The 285-nt window shown below is 77.2% G+C and carries 1 pseudogene; it reads right to left on the minus strand.

The window, feature by feature from the left end:
- Positions 1-61 precede the first annotated feature (61 nt).
- Positions 62-285 (minus strand): annotated as a pseudogene (locus ACLBXO_RS32230) (3-deoxy-8-phosphooctulonate synthase); the annotation flags it as partial.

Consider the following 285-nt stretch of genomic DNA (forward strand, 5'->3'; position numbering starts at 1 on the left):
CGTTCGGCCTCGTCCAGCCCCTGCGGATCCACGTCCTGGAGCCGGCGGGCGCCTGAGACGGTCAGGCGGTCCGGCGCTTGGCCAGCCGGTCGAAGGCGAGGAGCTCCTCCAGCAGCGCCGGCAGGTCCTTCAGCGCCACCATGTTGGGGCCGTCGGAGGGGGCCCGGTCCGGGTCGGGATGGGTCCCGATGAACACCCCCGCCACGCCCCCCGCCACGGCGGCGCGGGCGAGGACGGCGACGAACTCGCGCTGGCCGCCGGAGCTCGCCCCCTGCCCGCCGGGCT

It is taken from the genome of Methylobacterium sp. C33D (genome assembly GCF_053345825.1).